We start from the raw sequence: 25,728 nt of genomic DNA, 5'->3' as shown, positions 1-25,728 counted from the left end.
GTGTCCGTCTTGCCTTTGCCCGTGGGTTTAAAAGCACGGGAGTATGCTTTACCCTTTACTGATTGATTCGCTGGCGCTGGGCGTCCAGCATTCTTTTGAGCCGGATCACCTGGCGGCTGTCTCCGTTTTATCGGACGAAAAAGACCGAAGCCAGGTAAGGAAAGTCATCTGGCGGTCTTCTCAGTGGGCGCTGGGCCATGCCTTTACGCTGATTGTATTTGCCTGCCTGATTTTGTTACTGAAATCGCAGCTGTCGGAAAATGTCAGCGCGTATGCGGAGTGGGTCGTCGGGCCGCTGATGATCGCCCTCGGCGCGAATGCCATCCTCCGCCGTAATACACCCGCAAAACCCCTCGCGGGCCGTTCGTTCGGCGTCGGCATGATCCACGGGCTGGCCGGGACAGGCGCCGCCTGCACGGCCGCGCTGACGCTGGCGGCAGAAGATACGGCGACGGCCGTCTGGGTAATTGTCTTTCAGAGCGCCGCCATTTTGCTTGCGATGACGCTCTACGGATGTTTTCTGGCCGTTTCTTTCCGGAAATGGACCCACATGCCGTCGCTCAACGGCATCCGTATCGGGCTCGGCCTGTTTTCGATACTGGTGGGCCTGGTGACTTTGTTTGAATCCTTTTCTTCTCTTTGATGTATACTTCCCTTTTGATGCTCACGCTGGCGGCGACGCCGGCGGATTCGGTTCGCGTACTTGATCCGGTGGTGGTTTCCGCTACCCGGTCGGAAACCCGTCTCGACAAAATCCCCCAAAAATTAGTGACTATTTCGAGACAGGACATCGCGCTGGTACCGGCGGCAGACCTCCCGGATCTTCTCAAAAAAACGGCCGCCGTCAATATCATCCAGTATCCCAATCTTTCGGCGGGAATTGGTATCCGTGGCTTCCGGCCGCAGTTTTCCGGGTTAAATCAGCGTACGTTGCTGCTGGTGGACGGTCGCCCGGCGGGCGCGACGAACCTGGCTACGCTCATGCTGACGGGGGTCGAACGCGTGGAAGTACTCAAAGGCACGGCTTCGGCACTATACGGTTCCCAGGCGATGGGCGGTGTGATAAATGTGATTACACGGCGGTCGACAGGTGAGCCCGGTGGCTCCGCCTACCTCGATTACGGTAGTTTTCGTACGCTTCAGGCTGGTCTATCGTCGGGCGGAAACCTCACAAAGCGGCTGGATTATGACCTGTCTTTCGGTTATGTCGAGCGTTCGGCAGATTTCCGGATCGGGGGGGATAACCTGCTTCGCAACCTCTTCGGCTTTGGTACAGCGGTGAAAAACTACACGAACAAGCCGTCAGCCGAGGTGGACGACCGGCAGGGCGACGGGCAGGTACGTCCCAATACCCAGCTGCATTACTATTCCGGTGGTCTCCGCCTGGGCTATCAACTGACGGAGGGATGGCGGATGGATGTGCGCGGCGATCGTTTTGAAGCGAAAAACGTGCAATCACCCGGAGAAATTTCCTCCGGTACTACCGACGCCAGCAGCAAAGACGTCCAGCGGAATGCCCTGGAACTGGCTGTTTCGGGGAAAATCGGCGCATATCACCGGCCGACGCTCCGTGTTTTCACCGCAGACGAATCCAATGCCAATTATACCTTGAATTCCGGCGGAAAAGCCATTGCGCCCTATCGCTCAAACCGTACTGCCAACGCCTGGACGGGTCTGCAAATCAAGGATATATGGACGATCGGAGCACATTCGGTCGTTTTCGGATACGATTACCTGGATGCCTCGACGAAAGGCCGCCGCTGGTCAGATGCCACGACAGAGCGTGCGCCAACGCAGCCCGACTATGCCCTGATTTCCTCGGCCGTATACGCGCAGGCCATGCTGACGTTTAACCGGCTGACGGTTCAGCCGGGGTTACGGTATGACAATAGTACGTTCGATGTCAGGGAAACGCCGCTGCTCAGCGCGTATAAGCCGGGGAAAAAAGCAAATGCCTTCTGGAGTCCGAACCTCGGCCTGGTATACCAGCTCCCGAAATACTTCCGGGTAAGCGGAACGGTGGGCCGCGCCTTTGTCACAACAGACGCGTATAGTGTAGCAGGTTATGTGGAAGCGCGGACAACTGCCGGCAAGATCGCCATAACCAGTGGAAACCCTGACCTGAAAAACGAAAGCAGTGTCAGCTGGGATGCAGCGCTCGGCTATCGGAACGCCAAAAATGGCCTCTCCGGCGGAATTACGTACTTTTCAACCGAAGTCACCAACCGTATTGCGAAGGTCGTGCAACAGGTGAATGAACCGCTTGCAAACGGCGATGTGATCGTTTCCCGGACGACGTTCGTCAACGCCGCCGGTTCACGTATCCGCGGCCTTGAAGCCGAAGGAGCATATGATTTCGGCGCAAAAACACAGTATAAATACTCCCTGCGCGTGTTTGCCAATGCGACGGTTATGTTCCGGGCGACGGAGGATATTGTCGGGACGGACCGGTCGGTAGTTGTACGGGACGTCATGAACGTCGCCCGTAGCAACGGACAAATCGGAGTAGAATACGACGACCTGAAGCAGTTCCGGGTACGGCTATCTGCCCGGTGGACAGGCGTCCGGAAGGATATCGACTATACCGATGTAGAAAGCCCTGAAATCGAGTATGCTCCTTATGCGGCGGCGGATGCATCGGCTTCCTGGCGTTTCCGGAAAAACCACTCCGTCACGTTCGCTATCACTAACATTACCGACGAAAATTACTACGAAAAACGCGGGTATAATTTGGCGGGAAGAGCGGTTTCGCTGAGGTATGGGATCGTATTTTGAGGAATACCTGTGTACAGGAATTATCTATCCCCATCTGCTTAAAACTACCTGAAGAAAGGCTCCGGAGACGGAGTCTTTTTTCGTTGTGCCGGGCTGACCCTGAAGGGGTCAAACTCCGGTAACCCCGGGCGTCGGCCCGGGGATCTTCCCCGCCTGCCATAAACCTGGCATTATCCCGAAACTTTTCGGTAACGTACCCTTTTCTTCCTACCAAAAATCCCTCACCTTGCAGTAGGTAATTACTTTTATTCACTTCACCCATCGAAAAATGCGTAAAACTTTACACACTTACCTGATACTCTTGCTGTTTGGTAGTGCTGCCGTCGCTCAACGCGTTCAGGTCAGCGGTACCGTTACTTCGGAGGCGGATGCCTCGCCCGTTCCCGGAGTAAACGTCTACGTCAAAGGAACGTCCCAGGGTACGGTGACCGACGGGAAAGGGCAGTACTCCTTCGCGTTGACCAGCTCCGGGAACCCCGTTCTGGTGTTCAGTTCCGTCGGTTTTACGACACAGGAAGTACCGGTGAGCGGACGTACCGTTATCGACGTCCGGCTCAAACCCTACAACACCGCGCTCAACGAAGTAGTCGTCACCGCGCTCGGCATCAGCCGGGAGAAAAAAGCGCTCGGTTATGCCGCCCAGAGCGTCAGTTCCGACGAACTCATGCAGAACCGGCAGACCAACATGGTCAACGCCCTTCAGGGAAAAGTAGCCGGGGTAACCATCTCCGGTACCGGAGGTGCGCCCGGTCAGGGCGCCCGCATTCTCATCCGCGGAATCAACTCGATTGACGTAGGCCGGGATAACCAGCCGCTGTTTGTGGTTGACGGCGTCCTGCTCGACAACTCAACTTCCACCCAGGGCGGCGACGAAACTGCCAGCCGGGGCATGACCAACCGGGCGGCCGATATCAACCCCGACGACATCGAAACCATCAATATCCTCAAAGGCGGCGCGGCCACGGCGCTGTACGGTCTCCGCGGCGCGAATGGGGTAGTTGTTATCACCACGAAATCAGGCAAAGCCGGCGCTATGCGCGTGAATTATACCGGCAGCTATGGCTTCGATTCCCCGAATAAACTGCCTGAAGTGCAGGATAAATATACCATCGGCTGGATGGGCGTGTACGACCCGAAAAGCTTCTGGCCTTCGTTCGGTCCGACGGTAGAAGAGGCGGTCAAAATTGACCCTACTCACCCGAAAAAGCTCTACAATCAGTTCAAGGACGCGTACCAGACGGGTTCTCAATTTCAGAATAACATCTCCTTTTCAGGTGGTTCAGACCGGATTACGTACCTGTCCTCGGTTTCACACCTTTCGCAGGAGGGAATTATTCCGTTTACGAACTACAAGAAACTCACGCTCCGCCTGAATACCCAGGCGAAAATCAGCGACCAGTTTTCAACTTCCGTGAACCTGAGTTTCGTCAATTCCGGGGGCGACCGCTATAACGCCAACCGGTACAGCGAGTTGCTGAGCTACTGGTCTCCCCGCTACGATGTCCGCGATTACCAGAAAGCCGACGGGTCCATGAACGCCTATTCGGTGGACAACGGCAACCCGATCTACGCGGCTATGACGAATCGTTTCAAGGACAACGTCAACCGCTTCATTGGCGGCGCCGGATTTACCTATACGCCGCTGAGCTGGCTGACATTCAACTACCGCGCCGGTCTGGATACCTACTCGGAAGACCGCCTTTTTACGGCGCCGGGACCGATGGGTATTGCCAACGAAATTCCGTTTGAAGACAACGGATTGGGTTTCGTGAAGCAGCACCACGCCAACTTCCGGGCGATTACTTCCACCTTCTCCGCCGCCGCGACGCATAAGTTCGGCCAGTCACTCAATACTACTCTGCGCCTGGGGCACGACCTCTACGACCGGAAAGTGCGAAGCTTCGGCATCGACGGGACAGAGCTGACGGTATACAACTATTTCGACCTCCGCAACGCGAAGACCATCGTCGCCAGCCAGGGTGGTGAAGACTACCGGTTGATGGGTCTGTTCGGCGAACTGACGCTCGATTACAAGGATTATCTCTTCCTGACGCTGACGGGCCGGAACGATATTACCTCGTCGCTGCAATCGCCGAATAACTCTTTCTTTTATCCCTCGGCAAGTCTCGGGTACCTTTTCTCCCAGCACCTGAACCTGCCTCAGTTCATTACGATGGGGAAACTGCGGGCGTCTTACGCGAAAATCGGGAAGGATGCCGCGCCCTATTCCACGGCCAACGGCTATGCGGCCTACCAGAGTTTGCCGTCGGGAATGACGGGCTTCACACGCGGCTCATTGCTCGGCAACCCCGACCTGCGCCCTGAATTTACCGATACCTGGGAGGCCGGAGTAGAACTGAGCTTCCTCAAAAAACGGCTCGGCCTTGACTTTACCTTCTACAACTCCGTCAGCAAAGACCAGATTATTCAGGTGAATGTCAGCTCCACGACGGGCTATGTCCAGGCCGCCATTAACTCCGGGCAGATGCGCAACCGGGGTGTGGAACTGGTGCTGCGGGGTACGCCCATTCAGTCAAGAGATTTTTCCTGGGATGTCAGCCTGAATTTCTCCGCCAACCGAAACAAGGTACTCAGCATCCGAGAGGGCCTGACGGAGATCAACTATGCTTCCGAATACGGCTATGCCAACTCGACCGTGACGATGAAACTCGTACCCGGTATGGCCTACGGTAACCTCTATGGCCGGGCTTATCAGCGGTACTACCCAACGGCATCGGAAGAAATACCGGGTGTACTCGACAAAAACCGGGCCGTCGTCATCGGAGCCAACGGCTTCCCCGTCATCAGCTCCGCCCAGAAACTGCTTGGCAATACCCAACCGAAGTGGCTCGCCGGGTTGAACAACACGTTGCGATACAAAAACTTTTCGCTGACGGCGCTGTTTGACGCCCGCGTCGGCCAGAAGCGGTACAACCAGATGGGTAACTTCTTTTCTGCTTTCGGAATCGCGAAATACACCGAAGACCGCAACGATGTCAAGGTATTTGACGGCGTGCTGGCCGACGGGTCCCGGAATACCAAAGCCGTCTGGCTGGGCCAGGGCGTCGGACCCGATGGTGTGAACTACGGAAACGGCTTTTACCGGAACGTGCACCGCGGAGCGTCCGAGAATTTCATCGAGGACGCCTCGTGGGTACGCCTGCGGTCGGTCGGCCTGGCGTATTCATTGCCGGCGGCTCTGTTGAAGGGATCGTTCGTGAAGAATGCCCGTCTCAGTGTCACCGGCAACAACCTGGTACTCTGGACAGGGTACTCCGGATACGATCCTGAGGCGAGTACAATGAGCAGCGGCAGCAATGTCGATGGCTTCTCGGGCTTCACCTATCCGGCGCTGCGGAGCGTCCTGTTTACCGTAAACGTTGGTTTTTAATCCTTCTTTCGCATGAAAAAGATACGCTATATTCTGTTGTCAGGCCTGCTGCTCACGAGCCTCGCAGGTTGCAAGAAGTACTTCGATCTGAACGAAAATCCAAACCTGATTTCGAATCCGCCGCTGTCGGCGATGCTATCGACTTCAACCCAAAAAACAGCATTGAACTCCCAGCGGGTGTCGAATATCACGTCCTATTTTGTACAATACCTGGCCAATTCGAGCACAGCGGGATCCACCGATACCTACCAGGTCACGGATTACACCAGTACCTGGGACGCGATTTACCTCGGCATGGCGGATATCTACGACCTGAAGAGGAAAGCAACCGAACAGGGAGCTTCCGAATACGTCGGCGCCGCCGATGTCATGATGGCCTATCACCTGATGCTGATTTCTGATCTTTTTGGAGACGCACCCTATGCAGAGGCTTTTCTGGGAACCATTCTGACGCCGAAGTACGACAAGGCCACGGACCTCTATGCCGCAGCGACAAGCCTGCTCAACGAAGCGATTACCGAGCTGGCGAAAACGGATTCAAAGGTGAAACTCAATGCCTCGAACGACCTGATCCACGGAGGAAAAACCGCGGCCTGGATCAAGACGGCCTATGCCCTTAAAGCTCGCCTGCTGAACCGCGTATCGAAAACGGCATCGTATAAACCGGCCGACGTACTCGCGGCTCTTGGCAGCTCCTATACTTCCAATGCCGACGACGCGCAGATGGCTTCTTTCCAGACCCGGAATCCCTGGGCGCAGGTGGCGCGGAACAATGCTTCCCTGTTGCTGGACGGCTGGTTATCAAGCCAGTTGGTGGACCAGCTGAGCGGTAAAACCTATGGTGTCTTCGACCCACGCATCGAGAAGATTACGGATAAGACGGTGAATGACAACTATGTCGGCACCGTGAACGGCAGAGGTAATGTCGGCGCGGCCAATACGATCAAGGATGAGTGCTACATCTCGCTTAATTCAACGTGGACCGGCGATGAATCTCCCCTGTTTCTCGTCACCTTCGCCGAATTGAAGTTCATCGAAGCCGAAGCGGCTTTCCGTGCCGGAGATAAGACCAAAGCCTATGCGGCGTACCTGGCAGGTATCCGCGCGAACATGGATAAATTCGGCGTGGCGACCGCTGCCCGCGACGCATACGTAGCCAATGCATCCGTCAGCGTAGGTGAGTCTGCGCTGACGCTCGACCTGATTTTCAAGGAAAAATATGTCGCGACCTACCTCAACCCGGAGGCGTGGAACGACGCCCGGCGGTTCGACTACAAGTATAAAGGCTTCAAGCTACCGGAGAACGCTGCGTTGACGACCTTTATCCGACGGGTAGCCTATCCCAGCGGTGAAATCTCCAAAAACGGGAACAATGTCCCCGCAGAAGTACCGCTCTCCGAGCCTTTGTGGTGGGATAAAAAGTAGAGGAAAAGCCGGCCCCGCAAGGCCGGCTTTTTTATTGCCCCGGCGCGGTAACCTGAAGCGCGAGTTTCCAGCCGTCGCGCAGCCGTCGCCAGACACGGAGGTATCCGCCCTTTTCGGAAGGAGAGTAGCCGTACGAGTACCCCAAATCACCGGAGAGGGAAAGGACCGTCCGGAGTGTTTCGTAGGGTCGCCCGCCGGATATTGTCCGGGCATAGGCTTGTGCAGCAGGACCGGAATAAGGGAGCGCTCCGTCCACCAGCAGGCGACTGTGATCGGTGAATACTGCCTTCAACGCTCCGGCGAGGTCGTTTTGCGCGGTCGCAACGAAGCGCCGTTCGGCCTCTGCCAGTTCGGCAAGCGTGCCCGGTACGGTTTCGGGTTGATAAGTTGTCAGGTGTTCATCTTCCGTTGGCCGGGGATGCGAAATCCCGAGGTCCATCCGGTTTTTCCAGGTACCATCTGCCTCTTTTTGCCAGATGGAAACGAAATGACCGTAGCCGGTTGGTTCACCGCCTGCCGGATTGCGGATATCGAAAGGTCCGGTCGTGAAGCCAAGATCCCCGGCAGCGGAAATTTCGGCATAGGCAGGCTTCCAGGACAGCAGAAAAGGTGAAGTATCCGGTACTTTTTCGTAAAAAGCTTTTCCCGGAACAAAACGGGTACCGCGGTATACCAGCGATTCGTCGGACAGGGCGGCAAGAAAAGCAGCTTTCAGGCCGTCTTTGGCGGCAGCCCCGGCAAAATGCTGCTCGGCTTTTATCAGTGTATCGATGGGGCGCTGGCCATAAAGAGACAGCGTAGCCAGAAAAGCCGGGAGGAGCAGGGCAGGTTTCATACGGATGAAGGATCAAACCCAAAAGAACCGCAACAACAGGAAAGATACCAAACCCAGGCGGATGAATTGCGTTCATCTGCTTCCAGACTGAGTTTCAGTCGCTATCTATATCCACGTTGTCAGGTAGCCCGCACACGAACGGGTTACTTTTCCAGCGTCCGGACATAGGCGAAGGCTTCTCCGGCAAGCGATTCCCAGCGGTCGGCGTGAGAGGCGTCCAGTTGTACCCAGCCGTTCATCGGGCGCCCTTCCATTGGTGTGAAGAGTTGTGCGCCATCGAGGCTGAGGGTTTCGTTCAGCGCCGGTTTATCGAGTTTGAAAATCATAAACCCGTGCCAGACCATCAGCGCAGCCTTTCCGTTTGGCGCCTTGAGGCAGAGCGCGCCGAACATTTTGCCTTTTACAGCCTCCGGTAGTTGGGCAGCTATTTCGTGAAAGCGGGTTTCGGCCAGTGTCATGTTTTTTTTTCGGAAAAGTACTCAACAGCGGCCGGAATTGTTGCTTTACCGGACCGAATTGAGTCCGGTTTTCCCGTAGAGCAAACATTCGCTCGCATACAGATCGTACCCCGGATCCGGATTGAGTACGACGATGCGCACAGTATGCGGTTTGTCATCCAGCTGGTATCGCCAGAATAGTTCCGTTCGCCGGTCGTTGACGCCTGTCGGAAAAACCGCTTCTTCAACCTTTGTTCCGTCTACGTACAGCGCGGCGCGGACCGGGCGATCCGCAATACCGTTCTGTTTTTTCCGGACATAGCCGCGGAGGACAAATCCGATACCTTTTCCGGTTTCAAACGTGTATTCTTTTTCAATACCGACACCCAGCCAGTTCTTCCGAAGCGGGATATGACCGGCAAAATTCACCTCCAGTGGCGCCGGTACGGGTGGTTTCCACGGAATCCGGACGGTTTTTTCAGAGACAATACCCCCGTTCAGGCGAATATGCTCCAGGGCCTGGCGGTAGCTCAGGTCGTAGGCATCGCGGAGGCAAAGCGAGGTATGGCTGAATACGCGGTGTTCGGCTTCCTGTACGGGCGCGAGCCAGCGTTCCGGAATATGGCTGTAGCCGATCAGCGTACCAAGTATACCGGCGGCGGTGGAGGGATTACAGTCCGAATCCTGCCCCATCCGGGTGGAAATATCGAGGGTACGGCCTATGTCTCCCTTTCCATACAATAACCCGAGGACGACATAGGCCGCATTCATCTTCGCGTCGATGTCAAGCGGATGAAAAACGCCGTCGGGGCAGCCGGTATCTTCGGCCCAGCGGCGCTGGAGCTCAAACCAGGCGCGTTTCCAGTCGTTCGGAAAGCGGTCGTGCCAGCGGATTGCATCTGAAATGCACTGGTAAAAAGTGCTTTGGCGTGGAATGGCTTTCAGCGCTTCGCGTACCAGCGCCGGGATGGGCCGGTCGGTGAAGGCCAGCGCGTACAGCGTCGCGACATATAATCCGCCGTAATAGCCGTCGCCCGAATTCATGATCCGCCCGATTTTATCGCATACCGCCGCTGCAGCCCGCGGCATACCGGGGCTCATCAATCCTGCAAAATCCGCTTCTATCTGAAAATCAATGTCATCCGCATGCGGATTGTTCAGCCAGTGGCCGGAAGCCGGCGGCCGTAACCCCTGCCGGACATTGTACCGGCCGGCCTGATTGGCATGCCAGAGCTCGTAGTCTTTCCGGGCATAGGCGACGGCAAACGAGTCGGCAGGCGCTTCCAGGCCGAGTCGCCGGAACGTTTCCACAAACGTCAGATCCATATAGAGGTCGTCAAACAAACCCGGAAACTCCGTCATGGCCCGGGAGACATACCCCTTATCCCAATGAATGGGTTGATAATCAGGGATAAACGTACCCATGTGTACGAACTCTGTCGGCCAGCCATAGGTCACCCCGATGGTCTGCCCGGCCCAGCCGCCTTTGATTTTATCAAGAAGACGGTCGTGCGAGAGGGTAAGTGTCTGGGAACGGGCAACCTGTCCCGCGAAAAACAAAACGAGCAGCAACAATCTATTCATGACTTTCCGGAAAACGGGTGAAAAGGAAAAAGCAGAGAATAACAGCCGATACCCCGGCAGGAACGAGCCAGAAGTACGCCCATTGGGTAGTCCCGCCGGCGGTAAAAACGTCCTTCATCCGGCCGGAAAGCAGTGATCCTAATCCCATTCCCACGCCATAGGTCGCAAACGTCAGCAGGCTCTGCGCCTGGGTTTTGATAGCAGGACCGGCCTGCCGGTCGGTATACAATTGACCCGTCACAAAAAAGAAATCGTAACAGATGCCATGCAACAGTATCCCCGGATAAAACAACGCCACATTTCCGGACGCAAAACAGAGGAAGCGAACCGTCCACGCAACCAGGGCGATGACAAGCGTGCCCTTCACACCCAGCTTCCGGTAGGCGAGCGGGAGGAGGAGCAGAAATCCCGCTTCCGATACCTGACCGAGTGACATGGTGCTTTCTACGTTTGGCAGACCGCCGTCGGTCAGGGCTGGGTTCGCCATCGCATAATAGAAAGACAAGGGTAGGCAAATCAGGACAGAAGCGGCGAAGAAAAGTCCGTATCCCGGTTTACTGAGCAAGGCAAACGCATCTACGCCAGCCAGATGCCGCCAGCTCACAGGCGCCGAAGTTGCCGGAGGCGTATCCGGCAATGTCCATGCAAAAAGACCCAGCAGCAGCGACGCCGTACCCCCGATCTGAAAAAGCACCGGGCTGGTTCCGGCGTGCAGGTAACCGATCAGGTTGCTGACCAGTATCCAGGCCACCGTCCCCCAGATGCGGACGCCCGGATACTGCCGCTCGGGAGCGGCCAGGTGGTACATGGCGATGCGCGTCGTGAGCGCCAGCGTTGGGGTAAACGTCAGGCAGTACACGAGCATGTACCCGAAAAAGACAGCCGGATCGCTTATGCCCGGCAGTAAAAAAAGCAGCGCCGACCCTGCCAGCGCGAGAACAGCCAGTACCCTCTGGGCCGAAAAGTACCGGTCGGACACGAACCCCACAAAAAAAGGAGCCACCAGCATCGCCAGGCTGAAGGTCGCAAAAACAGCTCCCTGCTGCTGGCCGCTGGCGTCGAGCCGCACGGCGAGGTATTTGGTGATCTGCCCGTACCACGTGCCCCAGGTAAAAAACTGCAGGAAGATCATCAGGGCCAGCCGGTAATTCATGGGCGGAGAAGTTGGAGGAGACGTTCGGGTTCGTCTGTGGTGATAAAGTCGATGCGGCGATCGATGAATGCATGCATCCGTTCTGAATCGTTAACCGTCCAGACGTTGGCCTTCTGTTTCCGGGCATGCGCTTCCGGCAGCCAGCCGGGGTTCTTCTCCCAGGCGGGATAGGGATAGTCGGCCTGAATACCCCCGGGAAGGCTTCCCGGAGCAATGTCTCCGTTGAGGTAGTAAACCGGTGCTTTGGGGTCCAGTTCGCGGATTTTACGGCAAACCGGCAGCCCGAAGCTGATGTACTCCACCTGTTTCCGGGCTTTCAGTTTTCGGACGAGACGCACACAGTATTTCGTCAGCAGCAGCGAACGTTCCGGACTGATCCGGGATACCTTGATTTCGAGGATGAGCTTCGTTTTTCGCTGACGTAACCCTTCCCGCAGGTAGGCTTCGAGGGTCGGTACAGACTCGCCGTTGGCCAGGCGCACGCGGGAGAGTTCGGCGACGGTGCTTTTTTCGATGGAAAGTCCACCGATCTCGTGGTCATGACTGATCACGGGCACGGAATCGGCCGAGAGGTGCACATCGAATTCGCTGCCGTAACAGCCCAGCCGGATAGCCTCGCGCAGCGAAGCCAGGGAGTTCTGAGCCGAGTTTTTCCAGGCGCCCCGGTGGGCAATGACCTGCTGGGCCGGACTGCTGAAGGTGATCAGCAGTCCGGCAAGAAGAAAGAGTTTGTTCACGTTGGTGGTGCGGTGTCAGAGAACGATGGTTTTTCCGTTCTTCCGGCGACTCCGGTCGGCGGCGTCCAGAAAACGGAAAATTTCCAGGGTTTGCTGCGGGGTAACAGGCGGTACGCCGGTATCAAAAAAGCGTAGAATCTGATCGATCAGCGGCTGATAAGACGAAAACGGCCCCAGCGGTGCAATGCCTTTTTCGCCGAAAGCCGTACCGGCAATATTCGTGGCTCCTTTCCGGATGCCGCGGACGGTACCGATCCGCCCGTCTTCCCACACGGCCGTGACGAGATCCGTACCCGCCTCGTACACACGCGACACACGCCTGCAGCCCGTACCCATTACCGTGCAGAGCATCTCTACCCCGTGAATGGCATACCAGGCCAGGTCCAGGTGATGCGGATCGAGCGTGGCGGGGGCGTAGACATCGGCGCCGGTCACGGCGCCGATCGATCCGTTGGCGACCTTTTGCACGTTGGCGTCAAAGCGGAGGGCCGACGTGGTAAAAAGCGGTGTTTTGGCGTCTTCCGCCGCCTGGAAAATCCGCTCGGCGTCGGCAAGACTGGCGGCGAGGGGTTTGTCGACGAAGACGCGTTTCCCGGCCTTCAGGACCGGGAGTACCTGTTCGAGGTGCGGGCGACCGTCGTTCGTTTCCAGTAATACACAATCTACTTTGTCGAGCAGTTCGGCGATGGAGCCGACGAGCTCAACGCCCATCTTCTGCACCGCCTGTGTTACGCCCGGGCGTAATTGCAGCGCCGACGGAATATCTTTACTGCCCTGCGCATAGGCCGCCACAACGCGGTATGCGCCGGATGATTCATGGATTAAACGGGTAAAGACTTCGCTGTGCGACGTATCCAGGCCGATAATGCCGATACGCCGGGTCTCCGGCGGAGAAGCCCAGGCCCCGAGGCCCAGACTCATTCCAGCCAGGGAGACATTTTTGAGAAAGGTTCTCCGTGGATTCATAGTACCCGCTCGCTGATTTTGCCGCTTTGTTTTTCCTTGACGATGACCTTTGTTCGACCATCGTGGATGGTTTCCTGCTTGATGAGGTAGTGTTCTTCGTCGTATTCCTGCAGGGCAGAGATCTTTGTGACGCCTTCTTTCCCACGCCAGAGCGGCAGCTCTATCGGTTCCCAGAGCTTGGTTTTGGCGGATTTCATCGCCGCGTCCATGATGGCGTTTACGACATAGCCGTCGTAAAACGTCTCACGACCTTCGGTACCGGTTTCCATCGAAAAAAACATATCGGCAAACATGGTATTGTAGCCGAGGTCATGTACTTCGTCGCCCACGGGGAAGATCCAGCCGCTGTTGCTTTCCGATTTTTCGGCGACGTAGTTTCCGCCTTTTCCGGAGACAAACATTTCCAGACCGGTCCGGAGGAAGTTATTGACCCAGATGGTACCCTCGGTGCCCATGACTTCGTCACGGAGGTCGAGGCCGCCGCGGAACGTCCAGCTCACTTCAAACTGCGCTACCGCGCCGGTTTCGTACCTCACGAGGCCTACGGCGTGGTCCTCGGCTGTGATCGGTTTTACCTGCGTATCGGCCCAGCACATGACTTCGACCGGCCGGATGTCTTTCCCGATATAACTGCGTGTGATTTCGATGCAATGGCAGCCCAGATCAAGGATCGCGCCGCCGCCCGACTCGTCCTGGTTCCAGAACCAGTCGCTGTGCGGGCCGGGGTGCGTCTCGCGCGAGCGAGCCCAGAGAATCTGCCCGATGTGGCCTTCCTGCACGCTGGAAAGTGATTTCAGGAATTTTGGCGTGTAAACGAGGTCTTCGAGGTATCCGTGAAAGACGCCGGCCGCCTCCACTGCTTGGAGCATACGAAGGGCCTCTTCGGCGTTGCGGCCGAGGGGTTTTGTGCAAAGTACCCCCTTGCCGGCGGCTGCCGCGGCGAGTACCGCCTCTTCGTGGAGGTTGTTGGGCAGGGCGATGACGACTACGTCTGCCTCCGGATGCTGAATGGCTTCGAGCATAGACGTCGTCGAGTGAGCCACAGCATAGTCATCGGCAAATTTCCGGGCACTTTCTTCCCGGCGGGAGTATACGGAGACAATCTTGTCCTGACTGCGGATTCCCTGAATGGAGTCGGCATAAAACCGGGCGATGAACCCGGAGCCGAGCATGGCGATTTTTTGAGACATAGAAAAACGGTTTTCAGTTTAGGGGTTTTCAGTTTTCTGTTTCCACAGGCTTCGTCGGATCCCCAACTGAAAACCGGAAACAGAAAACCGAAAACAGACTCCTCATTTCCCCACCCTCCCCCAATCCACATAAAACAACTGCTGATTCACATGGTCCGGGTTGCGGAAGAGGAAGTAGAGATCGTGGGTGCCGGTAGTAGGGGTGAGCGTGGCGGAGTGTTCTTTCCAGGTGTCGGCGTGGCCGGCGGCGACAATCGCCGTACCGATCACCGGACCGGTTTTGCTGCCTGTACGGATTTCGATGGTACCGCCCGCTCCCTGTTCGAGCACGCGGAAGGTAATCGAGCGGATACCGGTCAGGTCAAAACCGTTGAAGCGTACATACCGGCCGTCGGTCAGCCCGCGGATGTAGGAAACAAATCCGGTGTTTTTGGTCGCGATGGTAACGCCGACATTCCCTTCGGCATAGTCTTCCATTTCAAACTGCGGGTCCCGGAGGATAATCCTTTCGGACGACGTCAGCGCTTCGATTCCCCGCGCACCGCCGTCTTTGTATGTGGCCTGAAGCAGATAGGCGCCTTCTTTGCCCTGGTGGCGGTCGAGGGCCACCGAACCCTTCAGCGGAAGGGAGACGGGTTTTTCGGCAAGCGCAAGGATGTAGTCGACAATCTCGCCTGCTTCCTGCCGGGGGAGGGTCGGGTGCGGCGGCATGGGATAACTTCCCCAATTACCGCTTCCGCCCTGTATGATCTTGTCGATCAGCGGCTCACGCGCGCCTTTTTCGTGGTAGCGGCGTGCAATTTCTGTCAGGTTCGGACCGATGGATTTGGCATTTACGGCGTGGCAGGATTTGCAGTCGAGCGAGAGAAACCGCTTCTGTCCGCCGGCGTGCGCCGCCGATTCCCCGGCCGACAATACGCTGGCCATGTCTTTTCCAAACGGCAGGTAGTGGAAGGAAACCTGTGTGCGGGTGGGGTCGATTTTTTTGTCTTCCGCGTCGCGGATAATTACTTCGTAATCCAGCTTCCCGCCGTCCTGGTAGAAGGTACGGTTGGCGGCAGTACGAATTGCGACCTGCGGGGGTGTGTTCCCGGCTTTCACCTGAATCGAAGAAGTACTTTTGCCACCGTGCGGATCCGAGACGGTCAGCGAGATCGGGTGGGCGCCGGGTTGCGTAAACGTGTGCTTGACAGACATGCCCTTTTTCCGGATACTACCGATCTTCCATTCATAGGATAACGAGTCACCGTCATAGTCTTTCGACTGAGCAGCAGAGAGTTGTACCGTCATCGGCAGGCCGCCGTACCGCTTGTCGACCCGTATATCTGCGATCGGATTCCGGTTGCCTTCCGTGTACTCCACCCGAATCAGGCCGGCGTCAGTATTCCGGGCAAACCAGTTGGTACCATAGGCGAGGAGGTAGATCGCCCCGTCGGACGCAAACTGCATGTCGATCGGCGCTACCACCTTGAGCTGCGGCAGGAAAGGCTCCATCGAAACGTAATTACCCTCTTCATCGAGTGTCACCACCATCATCCAATGACGAATCCACTCGTAGATAAATAGCTTACCGTTGTAATATTCCGGCAGACGGTAAGCGGCATTTTTGAAACGATCGCTGTAATAAACCGGCCCGGCCATCGCGCTGGCCCCACCTTTGCCGACCAGCGGCCAGCGTTTCGATGGCCCCTTCCCGTACCAGATGAAAGCCGGTTGGGCCGGCGGCAATTCCCGGACACCGGTGTTATTGGGCGACAGGTTTACGGGATGTGCCGGATCCTGTTTCGGGCCTTCCTTCTTCGTTGCGAAATCATATTTCGGAAAAGCCTCGTTCGCGCCCAGGAAGTACGGATAGCCGAAAAATCCCGGTTTTCGCGCCTGGTTGATCTCGTCGTAGCTCATAGTACCTTCCTCGGCCGGGACCTGGGTATCCGGCCCGACGTCGCCCCAGTAGACATAGCCGTTTTTCGGGTCGACAGATACCCGGAACGGGTTCCGGCAACCCATGACATAGATTTCCGGCTTGCCTTTGGAGCCGTCTTTCGGGAAAAGGTTACCCTCGGGAATGGCATAGGTACCGTCCGGCAGGGGCCGGATGCGCAGGATTTTTCCCCGATAGTCATTGCTGTTGGCAGAGGTGCCCTGCCCGTCGGCCAGGGAGCGACCCGGCCGCTCGTCTGTCGGATTATGCCCCTCGATTTCTTCGGCGTTGGTATTATCTCCTACCGAAAGGTACAGGAGTCCGTCGGCTCCGAATGTAATGTAACCTGCTGAGTGACAGCAGTACGTGCGCTGGGTGGGTATCTCCAGCAGGATTTTTTTCGACGAAGCAATCAGCTCGGTGCCCCTCAGTTCCATCCGGACGAGCTGGCTGACGTTCCGGTTCCCAGCCAGGCCGTAATAAAAATACACCCAGTGATTTTGGGCGAATTGCGGGTCGGCGGCCACGCCCAGCAGGCCATCCTCGATACCGCTGTACACGTTGAAATGTGCGATGGTCTTCAGCCGCTTTTCAGCCGAGTCATACATCCGCACGGCGCCCTTTCGCTCTGCTACCAGGACGCTGTTGTCCGGCAAAACAGCGAGTTGCATGGGTTCGTCGAACCCATCCGCCAGGGTCATGTGCGTAAACCGGCTGCTGTCGGGCGGCGCGGTTGTACTTTTTTTCGGAGGATCACCGGCAAACGGCGACAGAAACCAGAACGTAACCAAACTCAGGAGGTAATGCATATCACTTGCTTAAATCGATGCGAAACGAGTCGATAGGGGCCATGCGCCAGGCCAGGTGCTGCGTCGCCGGCGAGGCGGCGAAGAGCGGAGAAAACGTCCGGACGACGATCGTATGCCCGTCCGGCAGGAATTCCAGCAGGCGCAGCCAGCCGTCTCCGCCGTTGCCGTGCCAGCCGCCGCCTTCGCGCTGGGCGTTGAAGAGCATCTGGGCGACAGTTTTCCCTGCCGCATTCCGGTCTTCCCGGTATCCGACATGGCCTTCATGCCCTTCTGAATCAGCGACATGGCCGCAGATGAGGAGTTGCAGATTGCGCGACGGAGCCAGCAGGGTTTTCCAGAGTTCACGACCCACCGTCTGCGTGCCGAGCGGATACGATTCCGCGTCAATCGGCTCGTTGTTTTTCAGAGACGAACGCAGGTAGCTGTGCGTCAGGACGATGCCGGTATGGTCGGCGTACCCGGGGTCGGCGGCGAGTTTTCCGGCCCAGTCAACCACTTCTTTTCTCGGTAAAAATTCGAGTGAAAAGATCAGCCGTTTCTGCCCGTGGGGATCCGTGAAGGAATAGCAGGCATTTTCCAGCGTCGGGATCCCCTGCGCGTTGGCCGTCATTGCCTTCAATAGGCTGTTTGTCAGCGGATTGCGCTCCGGCGGAAACCAGCGCTGGAACTGGGAATAGCGGTTTTCCGCATTTTTAATACCGTAGTCATGGTTTCCGGTACAGAGGATATAAGGTACCTGCCCGTCGAGGTGCGCAAACGACTTCGACACGGCTTCCCATTGCTGCGTACCGGTCTGGTTGCCGTGCGTGCCGTCAGGATGCGGGTTGAGGTTCTGGTCCACCAGATCGCCGGTGCACAATACCAGACCGATATTGAGTTTGGCGGCGTTTTGCCGGATCCATACCGTCATCAGGTCAAACAACGGCTGATTTTCAGCGAATTTGACATAGTTCTGCGGATCGGGCAGCACGACCATCGTCCACGATTTCGGATCACTCAGCGCCGGCGCCCGGTAAGGTTCCTGAGCGAGTGCCGGAAGCGACAGGCCCAGCCATAGCAAAAGGTATTTCATAGGTTCAGCGGTTGGGGAGGCCATCACGGCCTCCCCTGATGATTACTGCTGCCGGACGATGATCCGGTAGGTTTTCCGGGTTTGTCGTCCCGAAACAACGTCCAGCGAAAAAGGCTGACTCATATCCATGACGCTCATCGCGGGTACGGAAACAGCGTCTGACGGTATGGACCCTCTCAGTTTCAGGCGTTTGAGACTGATGTCTATGCCGTTGGTCGTGGCACGGGGTACCGTCACCGTGACCGTATCCCGGCCGGCGCTGAAGACGCCGTTGTACCGGGCCGCATTTTCATCTGCCCCGGGTACGTTCACCCACAGGGCCGATAGCGTAGCGTCATCGTTCCGGAGCCGGACATCCGGCTTGTCGCAAGCCAACAATACAGCCGGCAGGAGTAAGGGGAGTAGCTTTTTCATCGTTTACCAGCCCTGGATTTGTGTGAGTGAGGGGTTATTGACGATTTCGGTCGACGGCAGCGGGATGTAATACGTGATGGGTGCGAAGTACCGGTTTTGCTTGTCGGCATCGACGAGCTCATAGGTAAAGCCGCCCTTTCCATCTGCTACCGGACGATGCCCGTGCACCCGCATGTTGTTGAGGACCACATGTGCCTTCCGCCAGCGGCGCAGGTCCCAGAAGCGGTGGCCTTCAAACGCCAGCTCTACGATACGCTCGTGTTCGACGGCCGCCATCAGTCCGGCTTCGTCGTTCGCTGTTACACCGGGAAGCCCGGCGCGCTTACGTACTTTATTGATCGCGTCCCGGGCGGCAGCAAACTGCCCGTTTTTCGCCTGCGCTTCGGCATAGATGAGGAGTACTTCGGCGTAACGGATGTCGGTCGACTGCAGGTCGCTCGCATTCCGCAGGGCGTCGGTATTCGTCGAATCGATGTACTTTCGGATGTAGTAGCCGGTCACGGTCTTTTTGGGTTCGCTTTGCGAGCCGTAGTCCACATATCCTTCGTTTCCGGTAGCGGTATTCAGCGTCCGCCCCTTCCAGACGGAGCCGTTGAAGAGGATCGTAGCGTAAAACCGCGGCTCCCGTCCGCGGAACGGCGCGGCGGCCATTGCGGCGTTTGTCCAGGAGAACGCTTTTCCATCCGCCATTTCGAAGGCGTCGGCCAGCTCCGCCGTTGGTACGCCCATGGAGCCATAGGCCGGGGTATCTCCCGGAGGGGCATAGTCCCGGTCCATTGCATGCGTGAGCGTGGGGCGGATGAAGTTGAAGGTCAGCAGCATTTCCCTGTTGTTCTTCGTGTAGAATACGTCGGAATACCGCGGCAACAACTGATAAATACCCTTCGTTTCCAGCGCCATGACGGCTTCGGCTGCTGCTGTCGCATTTTTATAGTAGGTTTCTTTTTTGGAAACCGGTACGCCCGTCAGCGGATCGGCATTGTACTGCTTCCGGTCGTACTCGGCAACGGAGGCCGCGTAGAGCCAGGTACGGGCCAGAAGGGCGTAGGCGGCTCCTTTTGTCGCGCGGCCGACATCCGCAGTACCCCTTGTTTCAGGCAGGTATTGCGCCGCGAAGGCGAGGTCACGTGCGATGAAGTTCCAGCATTCATCCTCCGATGCCCGCGGATTGTTGTTGGTGGAAACGGGCTTTTCCAGCAAAATCACGCTGCCATGCAACCGTACCAGCCAGTGATAGACATAGGCGCGGAGGAAACGGGCTTCGGCTTCATAGCTCTTCTTTGCCGTACTATCCGAAAAGGTTTTATACTTCTCTGTTCCGGCGAGGAAGTTATTGATCGCAAAAATGCGCTGGTAGCCTTCCGCCCAATACGAAAACGTCGGGTTGGCCGCCGTGATACTCGACGGGTTGAAGGCTATCATATTCACCGTTCCGTTTCCGCTCAGGGTAGACGTGAATTTGACGAGGTCAGTCAAGCCGTCCGTGGCGTTGCTGTACCCGACCGGAAACTGCCCGAAGGCAAACGTCCGCAGCAGCGCATACTGGTCGAGAAGGTACAGCCGGGCGTTGTTTTCGTTGCCCCAGACGGTGACGTCCGTGTACCGGTCGAGCGGGGTAACCTCCAGCTTGCAGGCCTGTGTCAGCCAAAGCATCGCCAGCGAAACGGCGGTACAGGTGAGGGAGATGAGTTTCTTTTTCATGCAATCAGAAAGTGATATTGGTACCGACGGACATGACGCGTTGCTGGGGATAAAAGCCGGCCTGAACGACGCTCGGCGTCTCCGGATCGGCATATTTGATGTTGTCGAACGTCAGCAGGTTGGAGCCCGCGACGTAAAAGCGCCACTGCTGAATACCCAGCTTACCGAGGAACGGCTTGCCGAGGTTATACCCGACCTGCAACGATTTCAGACGCAGGTAGCTGCCGTCGCGGATAAAGAAAGAGTTCTGGTACCCGTTTTGATTGGTCAGGCCGGCCTTGTTGGCCGTCAGGCGCGGATACTTCGCATCCGGATTGTCGGGACGCCAGGCCTGCTCCACCAGGAAGTAAGGACTGTTGCCGTTTCCGGCGAACGTTTGTGTGTATACGGTGTTTCCCTGGACGCCTGAATTATACACCCCTGCGAGCGCCACGTTCGACCGGGCCGCGCCTTGCAGCAGGGCCGAAAAATCGAATCGCCCGTAAGACGCCTGCAGGTTCAGCCCGTACATGATTTCCGGGGTATTGCTCTTTCCGATCATCGTGACATCCTGCTCAAAGGAGATTTTACCATCCCCGTTCAGATCCCGGTACCGGACATATCCCGGCGCTCCGGGGCCATAGGGGAAGCTCGGCCCGGCGTCGACTTCTTCCTGGGTTTGATAAAGTCCGTCGACCATAAATCCGAACTTCGCTCCGACCGGTTTGCCTACCCGGCGCTGATCCGCGGGCGCGTTGACCGACTCATTCAGCCGCAGCACACGGTTTTTCGCGAAGGTGAAGTTTCCGATGACTTTGTAATTGAGTTTTCCTTTTGACCGGGCGAAGCTCAGTTGGAGGTCTATGCCGCGGTTGTCTACCTTACCGGCATTGACCGTTGAAGCAAAGTTTCCGCCGACTGACGGCGCGAAAACACCGCCCTGACCGGTCAGGATATTCTTCGTCAGTTTGTAGAAATAGTCGACCTCCAGGGTCAGGGCGTTGTTCCACAGTCCGACTTCAAAGCCGCCGTTGTACATATGGGCTTCTTCCCAGGTAATCAACGGATTAGCCGGCGCATTGCTGTACAGGGTCGAAACGAGCTGGTTGCCAATGGCGACAACGGGCGTCGTCCGGAGCTGGAACGTATTCAGGTATTGGAAGGCATCGATGCGGTCGTTCCCCATTTTTCCGGCTGAACCTCTGAATTTCAGGAAGTTGACAGGAGAATTCAATCCCTGGAAGAAATTCTCACGGCTCATCACCCAACCCGCGGACACGGAGGGGAAAAATCCCCAGCGGGTAGACTCCGGAAAAAGAACCGATCCGTCATAACGGGCAGCAAATTCAACGAGGTACTTATCGTCATATCCGTAGTGCAGACGCCCGACATACCCGGCCCTTTTCGTTTGCGAACTCGAACCATACGCCGCGCGGAGATCGTCCGTCGCCTTACTGCCGAAGTTGATATCCTTCAGGTCGTCGATCACGAAATTCCGTGCCTGCGCGCCGTAGCCGTTGGTGGTATAGCCGGAGTACTCGTACAGCAGCAAGCCGCTGACGGTATGTTTCGCAAAAGCATTGTCGTAGGTAATCGACGGCTGGAACGTTGTCCGGGCACTTCCCGCGAAGTCATTGTACAGTGCGTTGACGTTGTACGCGCTCATGCGGGCCGTCGTCCAGGCCCAGCCGTTGGCATTCCGGGTACGGATGGCCAGCGTCGCGGGTTGTACCCAGGTCTTGGAATCGGTGAATCCTTTGTCGTATCCGGCGAGGAGTTTCGCCTGTAACCCTTTGACACCCGGGACCTTGAGGATCAGGGTAATGTTTCCGTTAAAGGTCGTCGTCTGCGCTTTTTTGTTTCCGATATCGTCAACCGCCACGAGGGGGTTGCCGACGCCGGCATCCGAGTTGGCGCCTACTTTCAGGCCGTTCGGCCCGAACATCGGCAGGTTCGGCTGCATGCGCTGGGCGAGGATGTACGGGTTCTGGTAGTTCTGGTCAACAGGCCCGAGCGACGGGTTGAGGCGGTCTTCCATCCGGACGCTGAGGTCCAGGCGGGTCGACAGGTACTCGCTGATCTGCGCATCGATATTGGTCCGCACATTGTACCGCTTGTAGCTGGTGTTGTTCAGCACCCCGTCCTGGTTCCAGTAGCCGAGCGTGCTGAAATACCGGATTTTTTCGGAACCGCCGTTGACCGACAGGTTGTGGTACTGACTGACGCTGGTATTGTTGACCATGATACCCGACCAGTCGGTATTTCCGTAGAATCCGGATTTGTCTGTACCATTCGCGACGGCGTCGATTTCAGCATCGGTATAGGTAAGCGCAAAAGGCGTTTTTCCCTGTGACCGGAGGTACTCATTATCAAGCTCTTCCGCCCGTTTGTACCAGCGCATATAGTCCGGACCGTTCAGGAACTTCGGGTACCGGGTATTCTGGTTGAGCGAGAAGTTGGTTTCGTAGGTAATGACCGGCTTGCCGGATTTCCCGCGTTTCGTCGTAATGAGAATAACGCCGTTGGCTGCCCGCGCCCCGTAAACCGCTGCTGCTGAGGCGTCTTTCAGGACGCTGATGCTTTCGATTTCGTTGGGGTCCATGGTGGTGAAACTGCGCTCAACACCGTCGACGATAACGAGCGGCTGGTTATTCCCCGTTGTGCTGATACCGCGTACGTTGATCGTCGCATTGTCTGCGCCCGGCTGCCCGTACGGTTGTGTGACGATTACCCCCGGCAACCGTCCCGCCAGTACATTGGAAATATTGAGCGGCGGCGCCTGCTTGAGCTGGTCGGAATTGATCTGGGCGACGGATCCCGTCAGCGTCGCGCGTTTTTGCTGGGAGTAGCCCACCACGACTACCTGATCCAGTTCTTTCGACGACTGCTTCAGGCTGATATCGATGCGGCTCCGGTTGCGGATGGCCTCTTCGCGGGGTTCATAACCTACCGACGAAAACACAAGCGTACCGTTTTCCGGAACATTGGCGAGCGTGTACGTACCATCTGCACCGGTATTGGTACCGAGGGAAGTACCCTTCACGACGACATTGATACCCGGCAGAGGTTCCTGCGTGACGGCATCTGTGACCTTTCCTTTGACCTGAAAAGCGGCTGTTTCGGGAAAGGCCGTCGCCAGGGAAGCTGCTCCGGGCAATGCCGCCGGATGTACCGGTATTTCCGGCGATTCAGGTGGTAACTGTTTGATTCTCAGAGGTGAAATTTCAGGCGAAACGCCTTTCTTCTCGTCCGAAATAATATAAAACCCTTCGTTGATTTTCTTGAAGGAAAGGCCGATCGGGCGAAGCAATTGCTCGAGCGTTGCATCAAGCGTGGCCTGGCGCCGGAATTCAGCGATTTTCCGTCGGTTGACGAGCTCAGGATTGTAGAGAATGGAAACCCGGTAGTGTTTTTCGAGTTCCTGCAGGGTTTTTTCCAGGCTGAAACGCGCGCCGGATTGCCGTCCGGAGACGGAGGCGACGGCTTGTTCCGCCTGCGCCTGAACCTGCCCGGCGCATAGAAGGAGGGGTAGAAAAAGAGTAAGGCGTTTTTTCATGTAGTCGGGACGGTTGACAATGGTAAACAACACTCCTGGGGAGGCCCGGCCGAGCTCCGTACGCAATCAGATTCAGAAAAAAGGGCAATCAGCGCTGGTCAGAAAGATAGATGCGGCGGTCTTCCTGACGGATTTTTACCTGGCACGCCTCTGAAATACCTTCCAGAAGCAATTCTACATTGGTGGTCGGCACCGAACCCGAAATACGCCGTTGCAACAGAGACGCATCGTCGATCCGTACGGTAAACCCGTACGTGTCTTCCAGTACCTGGGTAATTTCTTTGAGCGAAGTATTCCGGAATATCAGCTTCTGATCCTTCCAGGCGAGGTACAGGGAAGGGTCTACTTTTTTAAGGGTATAGCGGGAAGGATTGCGGTCAAACTCGACGAGGTCTCCCGGGCGCATCACAACAGAGTCTTCCCGGGCGCGTTCCTTCAGGAGGCACTGGACTTTCCCCTCGCTAAGGACGACGCGGGTACCGCTTTTGCGCTTGCTGACGACAAACTGCGTCCCGAGTACGTCTACCTGAAAATCATCTGCCGTTATGACACTGAATTTCTGATGGTTATGCGTATGGACGACCTTGAAAAAGGCCTCTCCCGAAAGCCATACCTTCCGCTCTTTCTTCCAGTCGGGCGCATACGTGAGCCGTGAATTTCCGTTCAGTATTACTTCGGACCGGTCCGGCAGCACAATCGTTTTCGTTTGACCGAAGCCGGTTGTGTACACCATTTCGGTCGCCTCCGCGGCAGGTACTGACGCCGGCCGGTACAGGAACCAGCCGCCGGCGAGTAACACGACAACCGCAATCACCGCTGCATACCGGAACCAGCTGCGCTGCCGGAGCGGAAGAACGCGGGGTTCGTCGATTTTTCCGTGAATAGCATCGAGCATACGGCTTTCCAGCTGGCGGCGGGCATCGTCGGAAAGGCCTTCGGTAAAATCGGGCGCCGCGTCGAAGCCGCCGTACCAGCCTTCCAGCTCGGAGGTTTCTTCGGTAGTCAGCCGGCCGGCGCGGGCCTGGTCGAGCAGGTAACGCAGTCGATCCCGTGTCATGAAAAGTACGTTGGATAGATCATTCAGCCTGTAAGTCACGCAGGGGATATACCTTCCGCCATTTTCTCCGGAAAAAATCTGAAATTTTTTGCAGACTACTGTAAATCAGTACCCTGGAGCGGCAGGCTACCGGCGACGAGCAGGGCAGAAACCAGGTAGTCATGCAGGTGTACCCGCATGAGCTGCAGGGCGCGGCTCATCTGTTTTTCGACGGTATCGGGGGGGAGGTTGAGTAGTTCGGCGATCTCCCGGTAGGTCCGGTTTTCCTGGCGGCTCAGCACATATACCCGCCGGTATTTCTCGGGCAGGCGCGCCACGCTCGCTTCGACAGCCCGGGCGAGGTCTTCGTAGTATACCTGATCTTCGACGGGGCTGCCGGCTTCGGGCGACCAGCGCAGCAGGTGATCGACGTGGGCTTTCCGGACCAGTTGCGCCCGGATGTAGTTGTAGATTTTATACCGAAGGGCGGTAAAAAGATACACTTCGGCGGAAGTAGTGACTTCGAGCGACTCGCGCCTTCCCCAGAGATCGACAAAGAGATCCTGGATCATTTCCTCGCATTCGTGCCGGTCCTGTACCCGTTTGTAGGCAGAATCGTACAGCCGTCGCCAGTAGTACCGGTACAACGCGTCAAACGTTTCCCGGTCTCCCTGCCGAAGACGGCTGCACCAGTCGATATGTGAGGATAAAACGTTCAGAAAATCAGGCTGTTTGTCAAAACTGCCT

Annotated in this window: 18 protein-coding genes; 4 read left to right on the top strand and 14 right to left on the bottom strand. The window is 56.8% G+C overall.

The window, feature by feature from the left end:
- Positions 1 to 43 precede the first annotated feature (43 nt).
- The 4 genes from BLR09_RS02195 (at position 44) to BLR09_RS02180 (ending at position 7,591) form a co-directional block, all read left to right on the top strand.
- A complete protein-coding gene (locus tag BLR09_RS02195; RefSeq protein WP_093197126.1) occupies positions 44 to 643 on the top strand; it encodes a HupE/UreJ family protein in 600 nt (199 codons plus the stop codon).
- Complete coding sequence (locus BLR09_RS02190; RefSeq protein ID WP_093197124.1) at positions 643 to 2,775, top strand: TonB-dependent receptor; 2,133 nt, start codon at positions 643 to 645, stop codon at positions 2,773 to 2,775. Before BLR09_RS02195 ends, BLR09_RS02190 begins: the two co-directional genes overlap by 1 nt.
- Before the next feature lie 268 nt (positions 2,776 to 3,043).
- Positions 3,044 to 6,166 carry a SusC/RagA family TonB-linked outer membrane protein gene (locus BLR09_RS02185; protein WP_093197121.1) on the top strand — a complete coding sequence of 1,041 codons (3,123 nt, stop codon included), beginning with the start codon at positions 3,044 to 3,046 and terminating at the stop codon, positions 6,164 to 6,166.
- 12 nt (positions 6,167 to 6,178) lie between these two features.
- Positions 6,179 to 7,591, top strand: coding sequence for a SusD/RagB family nutrient-binding outer membrane lipoprotein (locus tag BLR09_RS02180; RefSeq protein ID WP_093197119.1), 1,413 nt, complete (start codon positions 6,179 to 6,181; stop codon positions 7,589 to 7,591).
- A 31-nt stretch (positions 7,592 to 7,622) separates the two neighbouring features.
- On the opposite strand, the gene BLR09_RS02175 is transcribed toward BLR09_RS02180, so the two are convergent.
- The 14 genes from BLR09_RS02175 to BLR09_RS02110 form a co-directional block, all read right to left on the bottom strand.
- Positions 7,623 to 8,426, bottom strand: coding sequence for a nuclear transport factor 2 family protein (locus BLR09_RS02175; protein WP_093197116.1), 804 nt, complete (start codon positions 8,424 to 8,426; stop codon positions 7,623 to 7,625).
- A 143-nt stretch (positions 8,427 to 8,569) separates the two neighbouring features.
- Positions 8,570 to 8,884 (bottom strand): hypothetical protein, encoded by a 315-nt coding sequence (locus BLR09_RS02170; RefSeq protein WP_093197114.1) that lies wholly within the window; start codon positions 8,882 to 8,884, stop codon positions 8,570 to 8,572.
- Positions 8,885 to 8,929: 45 nt separating this feature from the next.
- Positions 8,930 to 10,447, bottom strand: a complete 1,518-nt coding sequence (locus tag BLR09_RS02165; RefSeq protein WP_093197111.1) for an ADP-ribosylglycohydrolase family protein — start codon at positions 10,445 to 10,447, stop codon at positions 8,930 to 8,932.
- Complete coding sequence (locus BLR09_RS02160) at positions 10,440 to 11,600, bottom strand: MFS transporter (protein WP_093197110.1); 1,161 nt, start codon at positions 11,598 to 11,600, stop codon at positions 10,440 to 10,442. The genes BLR09_RS02165 and BLR09_RS02160 overlap by 8 nt, the downstream gene beginning before the upstream one ends.
- Positions 11,597 to 12,337 (bottom strand): glycerophosphodiester phosphodiesterase, encoded by a 741-nt coding sequence (locus tag BLR09_RS02155; RefSeq protein ID WP_093197107.1) that lies wholly within the window; start codon positions 12,335 to 12,337, stop codon positions 11,597 to 11,599. Before BLR09_RS02155 ends, BLR09_RS02160 begins: the two co-directional genes overlap by 4 nt.
- Before the next feature lie 15 nt (positions 12,338 to 12,352).
- The gene (locus tag BLR09_RS02150; RefSeq protein ID WP_093197105.1) at positions 12,353 to 13,303 is read right to left on the bottom strand and encodes a Gfo/Idh/MocA family protein; all 951 of its coding nucleotides are present in this window, start codon (positions 13,301 to 13,303) and stop codon (positions 12,353 to 12,355) included.
- A complete protein-coding gene (locus BLR09_RS02145; protein WP_093197102.1) occupies positions 13,300 to 14,493 on the bottom strand; it encodes a Gfo/Idh/MocA family protein in 1,194 nt (397 codons plus the stop codon). The genes BLR09_RS02150 and BLR09_RS02145 overlap by 4 nt, the downstream gene beginning before the upstream one ends.
- A 102-nt stretch (positions 14,494 to 14,595) precedes the next feature.
- Entirely contained in the window at positions 14,596 to 17,223 is a 2,628-nt protein-coding gene (locus BLR09_RS02140) for a PQQ-dependent sugar dehydrogenase (protein ID WP_093197100.1), read from the bottom strand.
- A 1-nt stretch (position 17,224) separates the two neighbouring features.
- Complete coding sequence (locus BLR09_RS02135; protein WP_093197097.1) at positions 17,225 to 18,295, bottom strand: metallophosphoesterase; 1,071 nt, start codon at positions 18,293 to 18,295, stop codon at positions 17,225 to 17,227.
- Positions 18,296 to 18,337: 42 nt separating this feature from the next.
- On the bottom strand, positions 18,338 to 18,709 hold the full coding sequence (locus tag BLR09_RS02130) for a DUF5018 domain-containing protein (RefSeq protein ID WP_093197095.1): 372 nt from the start codon (positions 18,707 to 18,709) through the stop codon (positions 18,338 to 18,340).
- 3 nt (positions 18,710 to 18,712) lie between these two features.
- A complete protein-coding gene (locus tag BLR09_RS02125) occupies positions 18,713 to 20,410 on the bottom strand; it encodes a RagB/SusD family nutrient uptake outer membrane protein (protein ID WP_176785414.1) in 1,698 nt (565 codons plus the stop codon).
- A gap of 4 nt (positions 20,411 to 20,414) precedes the next feature.
- A complete protein-coding gene (locus BLR09_RS02120) occupies positions 20,415 to 23,945 on the bottom strand; it encodes a SusC/RagA family TonB-linked outer membrane protein (protein WP_143010994.1) in 3,531 nt (1,176 codons plus the stop codon).
- A gap of 88 nt (positions 23,946 to 24,033) precedes the next feature.
- A complete protein-coding gene (locus tag BLR09_RS02115) occupies positions 24,034 to 25,002 on the bottom strand; it encodes a FecR family protein (RefSeq protein ID WP_093197087.1) in 969 nt (322 codons plus the stop codon).
- Between the two features lie 95 nt (positions 25,003 to 25,097).
- Entirely contained in the window at positions 25,098 to 25,628 is a 531-nt protein-coding gene (locus BLR09_RS02110) for an RNA polymerase sigma-70 factor (RefSeq protein ID WP_176785413.1), read from the bottom strand.
- Positions 25,629 to 25,728 lie beyond the last annotated feature (100 nt).

Origin of the sequence: Siphonobacter aquaeclarae, from assembly GCF_900103285.1 — a bacterium.
In the GTDB taxonomy this organism is placed as follows: domain Bacteria; phylum Bacteroidota; class Bacteroidia; order Cytophagales; family Spirosomataceae; genus Siphonobacter; species Siphonobacter aquaeclarae.
This window is presented reverse-complemented; position numbering and strand designations above follow the sequence as displayed.

Bases quoted from the DNA above. Each gene is read 5' to 3' on its own strand.
- BLR09_RS02195 (WP_093197126.1), top strand. From the start codon at position 44: ATGCTTTACCCTTTACTGATTGATTCGCTGGCGCTGGGCGTCCAGCAT.
- BLR09_RS02190 (WP_093197124.1), top strand. From the start codon at position 643: ATGTATACTTCCCTTTTGATGCTCACGCTGGCGGCGACGCCGGCGGAT.
- BLR09_RS02185 (WP_093197121.1), top strand. From the start codon at position 3,044: ATGCGTAAAACTTTACACACTTACCTGATACTCTTGCTGTTTGGTAGT.
- BLR09_RS02180 (WP_093197119.1), top strand. From the start codon at position 6,179: ATGAAAAAGATACGCTATATTCTGTTGTCAGGCCTGCTGCTCACGAGC.
- BLR09_RS02175 (WP_093197116.1), bottom strand. From the start codon at position 8,426: ATGAAACCTGCCCTGCTCCTCCCGGCTTTTCTGGCTACGCTGTCTCTT.
- BLR09_RS02170 (WP_093197114.1), bottom strand. From the start codon at position 8,884: ATGACACTGGCCGAAACCCGCTTTCACGAAATAGCTGCCCAACTACCG.
- BLR09_RS02165 (WP_093197111.1), bottom strand. From the start codon at position 10,447: ATGAATAGATTGTTGCTGCTCGTTTTGTTTTTCGCGGGACAGGTTGCC.
- BLR09_RS02160 (WP_093197110.1), bottom strand. From the start codon at position 11,600: ATGAATTACCGGCTGGCCCTGATGATCTTCCTGCAGTTTTTTACCTGG.
- BLR09_RS02150 (WP_093197105.1), bottom strand. From the start codon at position 13,303: ATGAATCCACGGAGAACCTTTCTCAAAAATGTCTCCCTGGCTGGAATG.
- BLR09_RS02145 (WP_093197102.1), bottom strand. From the start codon at position 14,493: ATGTCTCAAAAAATCGCCATGCTCGGCTCCGGGTTCATCGCCCGGTTT.
- BLR09_RS02140 (WP_093197100.1), bottom strand. From the start codon at position 17,223: ATGCATTACCTCCTGAGTTTGGTTACGTTCTGGTTTCTGTCGCCGTTT.
- BLR09_RS02135 (WP_093197097.1), bottom strand. From the start codon at position 18,295: ATGAAATACCTTTTGCTATGGCTGGGCCTGTCGCTTCCGGCACTCGCT.
- BLR09_RS02130 (WP_093197095.1), bottom strand. From the start codon at position 18,709: ATGAAAAAGCTACTCCCCTTACTCCTGCCGGCTGTATTGTTGGCTTGC.
- BLR09_RS02125 (WP_176785414.1), bottom strand. From the start codon at position 20,410: ATGAAAAAGAAACTCATCTCCCTCACCTGTACCGCCGTTTCGCTGGCG.
- BLR09_RS02120 (WP_143010994.1), bottom strand. From the start codon at position 23,945: ATGAAAAAACGCCTTACTCTTTTTCTACCCCTCCTTCTATGCGCCGGG.
- BLR09_RS02115 (WP_093197087.1), bottom strand. From the start codon at position 25,002: ATGACACGGGATCGACTGCGTTACCTGCTCGACCAGGCCCGCGCCGGC.